The organism is Actinomycetospora aurantiaca, from assembly GCF_037401875.1.
Lineage (GTDB): Bacteria > Actinomycetota > Actinomycetes > Mycobacteriales > Pseudonocardiaceae > Actinomycetospora > Actinomycetospora aurantiaca.
Map to the genome: position 1 here is coordinate 17,526 of NZ_JBBEGN010000031.1, position 11,314 is coordinate 28,839.

The following is an 11,314-nucleotide window of genomic DNA, read 5'->3' on the forward strand; positions in this document are numbered from 1 at the left end:
CGAGCAGACGACCGAGGAGCGCCTCCGCTACTTCCTGCGCCGGGTCACGACCGATCTCGACGAGACCCGGGCGGAGCTCGACGAGACGAGGGCGCGGGCCCGCGAGCCGATCGCCGTCGTCGGGATGAGCTGCCGCTTCCCCGGCGGGGCGGACTCGCCCGCCGAGTTCTGGCGGATGCTCGACGAGGGCCGCGACGGCATCGGGTCGTTCCCGACCGACCGCGGCTGGCCGCTCGACGAGCTCGTCGACCCCGATCCCGACCACCCCGGCACCTCCTACACCGACCAGGGCGGCTTCCTCGACGACGTCGCCGGGTTCGACGCCGGGTTCTTCGGCGTCAACCCGCGCGAGGCCGCGGCCATGGACCCGCAGCAGCGGCTGCTGCTCGAGACCACCTGGCGGGCGTTCGAGGACGCCGGGCTCGACCCGACCGCCCTGCGCGGCACCCCGGTCGGCGTCTACGCGGGCACGAACGGCCAGGACTACGGCTGGATGATGCTCGGCGCGCAGGACGCCGAGGGCTACGTCGGGACCGGCACCGCCGCGAGCGTCGTCTCGGGCCGCATCTCCTACGCGTTCGGGTTCGAGGGCCCGGCGGTCACGGTCGACACCGCGTGCTCGTCCTCGCTGGTCACGACCCACCTCGCGGTCCGCGCTCTGCGGGCCGGGGAGTGCGATTTCGCCGTCTCGGCGGGCGTCACCGTCATGGCCACGCCGGGCGCGTTCGTCGAGTTCTCCCGCCAGCGCGGCCTCGCCGCCGACGGCCGCTGCAAGCCCTTCTCCGCCGACGCCGACGGCACCGGGTGGTCCGAGGGCGTCGGCGTGCTCGTGCTCGAGCGGCTCTCCGACGCGCAGGCCCGCGGGCACCGCGTGCTCGCGCTCGTCACCGGCAGCGCCGTCAACCAGGACGGGGCGTCGAACGGCCTGACCGCCCCGAACGGCCCCTCGCAGCAGCGGGTGATCCGCGCCGCGCTGGCCGACGCCGGGATCGGGCCGGGCGACGTCGACGTCGTGGAGGCGCACGGCACGGGCACCGCCCTCGGCGACCCCATCGAGGCGCAGGCGCTCATCGCGACCTACGGCGCCGGGCGTGAGCGCCCCCTGCACCTGGGCGCGGTCAAGTCGAACATCGGGCACACCCAGGCGGCCGCCGGCGTCGCGGGGATCATCAAGGGCGTCCTGGCGCTGCGTGCCGACACGCTCCCGCGCACCCTGCACGCCGCCACCCCGACCCCGGTCGTCGACTGGTCCGCCGGCGGTGTCGCCCCGCTCGTCGACCCCGTGCCATGGCCGGAGCTCGACCGGCCCCGCCGGCTCGCGGTGTCCTCGTTCGGCATCAGCGGCACCAACGCGCACGTCGTCCTGGAACAGGCCCCCGTCGCCGTCGTCGAGGACGGGCCCGTTCCCGACGGCGGGTCGGGGCCGGTCGCATGGCCTCTCTCGGCCCGCGACGACGAGGCCCTCGCGGCGACCGCCCGCGCGCTGCTCACGGTGCCGGATCCCCCGCGCGACATCGCGTTCTCGCTGGCCACGACCCGCGCCGCCCACGAGCGCCGGGCCGTCGTCGTCGGCCGGGACGACGCCGAGCTGCGCGCCGGCCTGGAGGCCGTGGCGGCCGGGACCACCGCGGCGTCCTCCCCGGTGACCGGTCGTCTCGCGGTCGTGTTCTCGGGGCAGGGATCCCAGCGCCCGGGCACCGGGCGGGCACTGCACGCGACGTATCCGGCGTTCGCGGCGGCCTTCGACGAGGCGTGCGTCGCGCTCGACGCCCACCTCGACGGGCACCGTCCCGTCCGCGAGGTGGCCTTCGATGACGACCCGGAGCTGCTCGCCCGCACCGTGTACACCCAGGCGGCGCTCTTCGCGCTCGAGGTCGCCCTGTTCCGGCTCGTCGAGTCCTGGGGCGTCCGACCCGCCGCGGTCGCCGGGCACTCCGTGGGCGAGATCGTCGCGGCGCACGTCGGCGGGGTGCTCACCCTCGACGACGCGGCCGCGCTGGTCGCGGCCCGCGGCCGGTTGATGGACGACCTTCCCGACGGCGGGTCCATGGTTGCGGTCGCGGCCTCCGAGGCCGACGTGCGGACGGCGCTGCGTACGGGGGTGGACGTCGCGGCGGTGAACGGACCGGCCGCCGTCGTGATCTCCGGGGACGCCGAGCCGGTCCGGGCGGTGGCCGACGAGCTCGCCGCCGCCGGTCACCGCACCACCGCGCTGCGCGTCTCGCACGCCTTCCACTCGCAGCGGATGGACCCGGTGCTCGACCGGTTCCGCGCGGTCGTCGCGGGGCTGACGTTCCGCGCCCCGACCCTCCCCGTCGTCTCCGCGCTCGCCGACCCGGGCGAGATCACCGACCCGGAGCGCTGGGTCCGCCACGTCCGCGACACCGTCCGCTTCGCCGACGCGCTCGCCGAGCTCGAGGCCACGCGGGTGCGGACGGTCCTGGAGCTCGGCCCGGGCACGACCCTCGCCGGCCTCGCCGAGGCCGCCCTCACCCACCCCGACGCCGCCGCCGTCGCCGCCCTTGCCGGGCCCGACGAGCCGTCCGCCCTGCTCACCGCGGTCGGCCGCCTGCACGGCCGTGGTGTCGGCGTCGACTGGCCGGCGGTGCTGGGCGGCGGACGCCGCGTCGACCTGCCGTCGTACCCGTTCACCCACCGCCGGTACTGGCCGGCCGGCATCGCGCCGTGGCGCACCGGCGCCACCCCGGACGGGCTCGGCCTCGCCGCGGCCGGCTATCCCCTCCTCGGCGCCGTCGTGCGCCCCGCGGACCGGGACGAGGTGCTGCTCACCGGGGTGCTGTCGCGGGCGGCCGCACCGTGGGTCGCCGATCACGTCGTCGGCGGCCGGGTCCTGCTGCCCGGCACCGCGCTGCTCGACCTCGCCCGCCACGCCGGAGCCGTCGCGGGCGCCCCGGTCGTCGACGACCTCACCTTCGCCGCGCCCCTCGAGGTCCCCGACGAGGCCCCGGTCGACCTGCAGGTGCTGGTCGGACCGCCCGACGCCGGCGGGCACCGGTCGCTGACGATCGCCTCGCGCGGCGAGGAGTGGACGACGCACGCCTCGGGGTCGGTGTCCGCGGCGCCGCCCGCGAGTCCGACCGGCGACCTGTCCGCGTGGCCTCCTCCCGGGGCCGAGCCCGTCGACGTGACCGACCTCTACGACCGGCTCGCCGACGCCGGGCTCGTCTACGGCTCGACGTTCCGCGGACTCACCGCCGCGTGGCGTCGCGGTGACGAGGTGTTCGCCGAGGTCACCCCGCCGGCCAGTGGGTGGACCGGACCCGCCCCGCACCCGGCGGCCCTCGACGCCGCCCTGCACGGCACCGGGCTCGGGGTCCTCGCACCCACGCCGGACGGCACCGGCCGCGTGCCCTTCGCGGTGACCGGGGTCGGTCCCGGCTCTGCGCCGCCGGACGGGACGCTGCGGGTCGCGCTGCGCCCGGCCGGCGACGACGCCGTCGCGGTCGACGTCGCGGACACCGACGGGACACCGGTGCTCTCGGTCGGATCGGTGACCCTGCGCGCTCCCGCCCGGGTTGGACGTCCGGCCCCGACGCCGCTCGCCGTGCGCTGGGACGAGGTCGAGGTCGGGGGCCCGGCCGCCGAGGCACCCGTCGTCGTCGAGATCGTCGGCGGCTCCGGTGAGCCCACTGCGGCGACCCGGGCCGTCGTCGGGACGGTCCTCGAGCGCGTCGTGCCCGCCGTGGTGGCCGACGGGCCACCCGTCGTCGTCGTGACCCGCGGAGCGGTCGCCGCGTCCGCCGGGGACGCGGTCGAGGACCTCGCCGCCACGGCCGCCTGGGGCCTCGTGCGCAGCCTGGCCTCCGAGCACCCGGGACGGGTGACGCTGGTCGACCTCGAGCCCGGCGCCGACGACGTCGCGTCCGCCGCCGCCGCAGCCCTGGCGTCCGAGGAGTCCCAGCTCGCCCGTCGCGGCGGGTGGCTCGCGCCGCGGATGGTCCGGGCCGAGGGGAGCGGCCCGCCGGTCGCGGTCGCCGGCACCGTGCTCCTCACCGGGGCCACCGGGGCACTCGGGGCCCTCGTGGCGCGTCACCTCGTCCGGTCGCGGGGCGTCCGCGACCTCGTGCTCGTGTCGCGTCGCGGCACCGCGGCGCCCGGCGCGGACGAGCTGGTGGCCGACCTGACGGCGGCCGGGGCCACGGTGCGGCTCGTCGCCGCCGACCTCACCGACGACGGTGCCGTCGCGGAGCTGCTCGCCACGATCACCGACCTGGGCGCGGTCGTGCACACCGCCGGGGTCCTCGACGACGCGCTGGTCGGCGACCTCGACCCCGACCGCGTCGACGCCGTCCTCGCCCCGAAGGCGATCGCGGCCCGCCACCTGCACGCCCGGATCGGCGACGACGTCCCGCTGGTCCTGTTCTCCGCGCTCGCCGGCGTGCTCGGCGCGGCCGGCCAGGGCGCCTACGCCGCGGCGAACACGGTTCTCGACGCCCTTGCCGCCCACCGCCGCGCCGCCGGGGCGCCGGCGGTCTCGCTGGCGTGGGGTCTCTGGGACGTCGCGACGGGCATGGCGGGCGGGCTCGACGACGCCGCCCGGGAACGGATCGCCCGGGGCGGCTTCCCGGCGCTGGCGGTCGACGACGGGCTCGCGATGCTCGACGCGGTCCTCGACGGCGGGGCTCCGTCATCGCCCGTCGTCGCGACCCCCGTGTCCCTGGCGGCCCTGCGCCGGTCGGTGGGCACCGTGCCGCTGTTCCGGGAGCTCCTCCCCGCCGCGGCCCGCAGCGGGTCCGGGCCGCTCGACGAGCTGACCGGGCGCGACCGGGACCGGGCCGCGCTGGAGCTGGTCCGCCGGGAGGTCGCGGGGGTCCTGGGGCACGCCTCGCCCGCGGACGTGACCGCCGACCGCGCGTTCTCCGAGCTGGGCTTCGACTCGCTGACCGCCGTCGAGCTGCGCAACCGCCTCGGGGCGACCACCGGCGTGCGGCTGGCCCCGACCGTCGTCTTCGACCACCCGACCCCGGCCGCACTGGCGGCCCACGTGCTCGCGTCGCTGGAGGTCGCCGACCCCGACGAGCCGCAGGCACCGGTGCGCCGGGCCGTGACCGACGAGCCGATCGCGATCGTCGGGATGGCCTGCCGCTACCCGGGCGGGATCACCTCGCCGGACGAGCTGTGGCATCTGGTGACCGAGGGCCGGGACGGGATCACCGGGTTCCCGACCGACCGTGGCTGGGACGTCGAGCGGCTCTACCACCCCGATCCCGACCACCGCGGGACGACGTACTCCCGCGAGGGCGGGTTCCTGCACGGCGCCGCCGGGTTCGACGCCGACTTCTTCGGGATCTCGCCGCGCGAGGCGTTGGCGATGGACCCGCAGCAGCGGTTGCTGCTGGAGACGTCGTGGGAGGCGATCGAGGGCGCCGGGATCGACCCGACGTCGCTGCGCGGCTCGGCGACCGGGGTCTTCGCCGGCGTGATGTACCACGACTACGCCACGCGACTCGGCTCCGTGCCCGAGGGCGTGGAGGGCTACCTGGGGGTCGGCAACTCCGGCTCGGTCGTGTCCGGTCGCGTCGCCTATGCGCTCGGTCTGGAGGGCCCGGCGGTCACGGTGGACACGGCGTGCTCGTCGTCGCTGGTCGCCCTGGAGTGGGCGATCCAGGCGCTGCACTCCGGCGAGGTGACGATGGCGCTGGCCGGCGGCGTCACCGTCATGGCGACCCCGGCGACCTTCATCGACTTCTCGCGCCAGCGGGGTCTCGCCGCGGACGGCCGGTGCAAGTCGTTCTCCGACGACGCCGACGGCACGGGCTGGTCGGAGGGCGTGGGGATGCTGCTGGTGGAGCGGCTCTCGGATGCTCGGGCTGCTGGTCATCGGGTGTTGGCGGTGGTGCGGGGTTCGGCGGTGAACCAGGACGGCGCCTCGAACGGGTTGACCGCGCCGAACGGTCCGGCGCAGCAGCGGGTGATCCGGGCGGCGTTGGCGGCGGGGGGCTTGTCGGCGTCGGATGTGGATGCGGTGGAGGCGCACGGGACGGGGACGTCGCTGGGGGATCCGATCGAGGCGGGTGCGCTGCTGGCGACGTACGGGTCGCCGTCGGATCGCGTGGAGCCGCTGTGGTTGGGGTCGGTCAAGTCGAACCTGGGTCATACGCAGGCCGCGGCGGGTGTCGCCGGGGTGATCAAGATGGTGTTGGCGATGCGGCACGGGGTGTTGCCGGCGTCGCTGCATGTGGATGCGCCGTCGTCGAAGGTGGACTGGTCGGCGGGGGCGGTGTCGTTGCTGGCGGCGTCGCGTCCGTGGCCGGAGGTGGTGGGGCGTCCCCGACGGGCGGGGGTGTCGTCGTTCGGGATTTCCGGGACGAACGCGCACGTGGTGCTGGAGGCGCCGCCGGGTGTCAGCGGTGGCACACGGCTGACGTCCAGTGTCAGTGGCGGGACACGGTCGGTGCCGGAGGTCGGGGCGCCGGATGTCAGTGGTGGCACACGGTTGCCGTCGAGTGTCAGTGGCGGGACACGGTCGGTGCCGGAGGTGGGGGCGTCGGATGTCAGCGATGGTCCATCTCTGACACCTGACGTCAGAGAGGCGCCACTCGCGCATCCGGTGCCGTGGGTGCTCTCGGCGCGCACGGCGGAGGCGGTGTCGGCGCAGGCGGCGGCGCTGGCCACGTGGCCGGTGGAGTCGGCAACCGATGTGGCGTTCTCGTTGGTGACGACGCGGAGCCGGTTCGAGTGGTCGGCGGTGGTCACCGGGTCCTCGGTCGAGGAGCTCCGTGAGGGGTTGGCCTCGGTGTCGCTGCAACGGGCGGGGTCGGGCGAGCTGGGGGTGGTGTTCACCGGGCAGGGGTCGCAGCAGCCGGGGATGGGCCGGGAGCTGTACGACACCTACGAGGTGTTCCGGGCGGCGTTCGACGCGGTCTGTGAACAGTTCCCGCGGCCGGTGCGTGACATCGTGTTCGGGGACGACGCCGAGCTGCTCGCGCAGACGCAACATGCCCAGGCGGGGTTGTTCGCGCTGGAGGTGGCGCTGTTCCGGCTCTTCGAGTCCTGGGGCGTCACCCCGGCCGTGCTCGGTGGGCACAGCGTCGGCGAGATCTCTGCCCTGCACTGTGCCGGGGTGCTGGATCTGGATGACGCGTGCCGGTTGGTGGAGGCGCGCGGTCGGTTGATGGGGGAGCTTCCCGACGGCGGGTCGATGGTGGCGGTGGCGGCCTCGGAGGACGAGGTCCGACAGCACCTGGTCGAGGGTGTGGACCTGGCGGCGGTGAACGGCCCCCGAGCTTGCGTGATCTCCGGCGACGAGGCAGCCGTCCAGGAGGTCGCGGCCCACTTCGAGCGCACGAAGCAGCTCACCGTGAGCCATGCGTTCCACTCGGCGCGGATGGAGCCAATGCTCGACGAGTTCCGCGAGATCGTGCAGCAGTTGACGTTCCACGCACCGCAGATCCCCGTGGTCTCCAACGGGTCGACCGAGCACGTCACCGACCCGGAGCACTGGGTCTCCCACGTCCGGGACACCGTCCGGTTCGCCGACACCCTCACCACGATGGACGCCGGGGTCGTCCTCGAACTCGGCCCGGACGTCACGCTGTCCGCGCTGGCCGAGCACGGGATCCCGGCCGCACCCGACGTCATGAAGGCGCTCGGTCACCTTCATGCGGCGGGCATCCACATCAACTGGCAGGCCGTCCTTCCGGACGCACGACGCGTCGACCTGCCCACCTACCCGTGGCAGCACCAGCGGTTCTGGCTCGAGTCGCAGCCCGCGTCCGGGCAGGCCAGTGACCCGGTCGACCAGGCGTTCTGGGAGGCGGTGGAGCGCGAGGACCTGGAGGAACTCACTGCCACCCTCCATCCGCAGAACGGCGCCCGCGAGGCCCTCGACGAGGTGCTGCCGCTGCTGGCGTCGTGGCGCCGTGATCGTCGCGAGTCCCGGGCGGTCGACGGCAGGCGCTACCGCGAGACGTGGACACGCCTGCCCGACCCCGCGCCGGCACGGCTCGCGGGCCACTGGGTGATCGGGTGCGAGCCCGGCACCCGGGGCGACGCCGACGCGCTCGCCGAGGCGATCACCGCCGCCGGGGCCACGACCTCCGTCGTGCCGGCGGACGCCGGGGAGGACCTCCACGTCGTCCTGCTCGACCCCGCCGTCACAACCCCCTCCCCGGCCGCCCGCCTCACCGCGATCCTGCAGCGGACGACCGCCCCCGTCTGGTGCGTGACCCGCCACGCGGACACCGACCCGGGTGCCGCGCAGGTCTGGGGCCTGGGGCGCTCCGCCGCCCTGGAGCGCCCGCGGGCCTGGGGCGGCCTGCTCGACCTCACCGGCGAGCCCGTCGACCGTCGGGCCGTCGCCGTCCTCGCAGGCGGGTTCGGCGACGAGGACCAGCTCACCGTCCGTCCCGAGGGTGTCCACGCGCGCCGGCTCGTCCCTGCCCCCCGCGCCGAGGGCGCACCCTGGCGCCCGCACGGCACCGTTCTCGTCACCGGGGGGCTCGGCGCCCTCGGCGCCCGCACCGCGCGTCGGCTCGCCGTGGAGGGCGCCGAGCACCTCGTCCTCACCGGCCGCCGTGGGCTCGACACGCCCGGCGCGGCCGAGCTGGTCGCCGAGCTCGAGACGACCGGGGCCGCCGTCACCGTCGTCGCCGCCGACGTCGCCGGACGCGACGGGGTCGACGCCGCGCTCGCGGCCGTACCCGCCGAGCACCCGCTGACCGCCGTGGTCCACGCGGCCGGGGCCACCGACACCCGCCTGCTCGACGACTCGTGCCCCGCCGACGTCGACGCCGTCCTCGCCGCGAAGACCGCCGGCGCCGACCACCTCGACGCCGCGCTCGGGGAGCGGCCGCTGGACGCGTTCGTCGTCTACTCCTCGATCGCCGGGACCTGGGGCAGCGGGGCGCAGACCGCGTACTCGGCGGCCAACGCCCACGTCGACGCCCTCGTGCGCCGTCGTCGCGGCGCCGGTCGCGCCGGGACCGCGATCGCCTGGGGCCCGTGGGCCGAGGGCGGGATGCTCGGCGACGAGGCCGCCGAGGCACTCCGCCGCCGCGGGCTGACCCCGCTCGACCCCGAACCCGCCCTCGACGAACTGCTCCGGGCGCCCGGCGGGTCCGACCCGGTGCTCACGGTCGTCGACGTCGACTGGACCCGCTTCGCCCCGGCCTTCACCGCCGCGCGCCGCAGCCACCTGTTCGACGACGTGCCCGCGGTCCGCGACACGGTCCCGACGACGGGCGATGACACCGGCGAGTTCGACGGCCTCGCCCCCGAGGAGCGTCGTCGGGCGCTGTCGGAGCTCGTGCTCCGGTCGGTCGCCGGGGTGCTCGGGCACGGCTCGCCCGCCGCCCTCGACCCCGACCGCGCGTTCGCCGACCTCGGCTTCGACTCGCTCACCGCCGTCGAGCTGCGCAACCGCCTCGTCGAGGCCACCGGGCGCGACCTGCCCAGCACCCTCGTCTTCGACCACCCGACCCCGGCCGCCGTCGTCGACCTCCTCGACGACCGCACGTCCGGGGACGTCCCGACCACGGCGACCGCGACCACCGCCGACCCGGACGAGCCGATCGCGATCGTCGGGATGGCCTGCCGCTACCCGGGCGGCGTGACCAGCCCCGACGACCTGTGGTCACTGGTCCTCGACGGCCGCGACGGCGTCTCCGGCTTCCCGACCGACCGTGACTGGGACCTCGACCGCCTGGTCGACGACGACCCCTCCCGCACCGGCACCTCCTACGTGCGCGAGGGCGGGTTCCTCCACGACGCGGCCGGGTTCGACGCCGCGTTCTTCGGGATCTCCCCGCGCGAGGCGCTCGCGATGGACCCGCAGCAGCGCCTGCTGCTCGAGACCGCCTGGGAGGCGATCGAGCGGGCCGGCCTCGACCCCACCGCCGTCCGCGGGACCCGGGGCGGGGTCTTCGTCGGCAGCAACGGCCAGGACTACCCCGCCGTCCTCGCCGGCTCGGCCGAGGACCTCGAGGGCCACCTGGGCACCGGCAACGCCGCGAGCGTCGTCTCCGGCCGGCTCTCCTACGTGCTCGGACTCGAGGGCCCGGCGGTCACGGTGGACACGGCGTGCTCGTCGTCGCTGGTCGCGCTGCACCTCGCGGTCCAGGCCCTGCGTCGCGGGGAGTGCGACCTCGCGCTCGCCGGCGGGGTCACGATCATGACGACGCCCGCGACGTTCGTCGAGTTCTCCCGCCAGCGCGGGCTCGCCGACGACGGCCGTTGCAAGGCGTTCGCCGCCGCGGCCGACGGCACGGGCTGGGGCGAGGGCGTCGGGATGCTGCTCGTCGAGCGGCTCTCCGACGCGGAGCGGCTCGGGCACGAGGTGCTGGCCGTGGTCCCCGGTTCGGCGGTGAACCAGGACGGCGCGTCCAACGGCCTCACGGCCCCCAACGGTCCGTCGCAGCAACGGGTGATCCGGGACGCCCTCGCCGCCGCCGGGCTCGGCCCCGCCGACGTGGACGCGGTGGAGGCGCACGGCACCGGGACCCGGCTCGGCGACCCGATCGAGGCCCAGGCCCTGCTCGCGACCTACGGCGCCGACCGCGGCGAGACCGGCGAGGCGCTCTGGCTGGGCTCGGTGAAGTCCAACATCGGCCACACCCAGGCGGCCGCGGGTGTCGCCGGCGTGATCAAGATGGTGCAGGCACTCCGGCACGGGGTGCTCCCCGCGACGCTGCACGTGGACGCCCCGTCGCCCCACGTCGACTGGACCGCAGGCGCCGTCGAGCTCCTCACCGCTCCTCGCGCGTGGGAGTCGGGCGACCGCACGCGCCGCGCGGGTGTCTCGTCGTTCGGGATGAGCGGCACGAACGCACACGTGATCATCGAGGACGCGCCGGTGGTCAAGGAAGCGGCGGAGACGGCCACCTCCGGTGTCAGCGATGGTCCGTTGCTGACGTCTGACGTCAGAACGGCGCCACTCGCACAGCCGTGGGTGCTCTCGGCGCGGTCGGCGGGGGCGCTGGCCGGTCAGGCTGCGCGGCTCGCTTCGTGGGCCCGGAGCAACGGCGGGTTCTCGACGTCGGGTGTGGCGGCGGGGTTGGTGGGTCGGTCGCGGTTCGAGCGTCGGGCGGTGGTGGTCGGGGACCGGGACGAGCTGTTGGCGGGGCTGGATGCGCTGGCGGCGGGGGAGCCGGCCGGGAATCTGGTGTCCGGTGCGGCGGAGTCGGTGGGTGCCGGGCCGGTGTTCGTGTTCCCGGGGCAGGGGGCGCAGTGGGTGGGGATGGCCCGCACCCTGGTCGGCGAGGAGTCGGTGTTCGCCGACGCGCTGGCCGAGTGCTGCACCGCCCTGGAACCCCACCTGGGCTGGGACCTGCATGCGGTACTGCTGGACGGTTCG

At 75.9% G+C, this 11,314-nt stretch carries 1 pseudogene; it reads left to right on the forward strand.

The features are described from left to right. Window positions 1-94: 94 nt before the first annotated feature. A pseudogene (locus tag WCD74_RS29380) lies at window positions 95-11,314 on the forward strand (SDR family NAD(P)-dependent oxidoreductase); the annotation flags it as partial.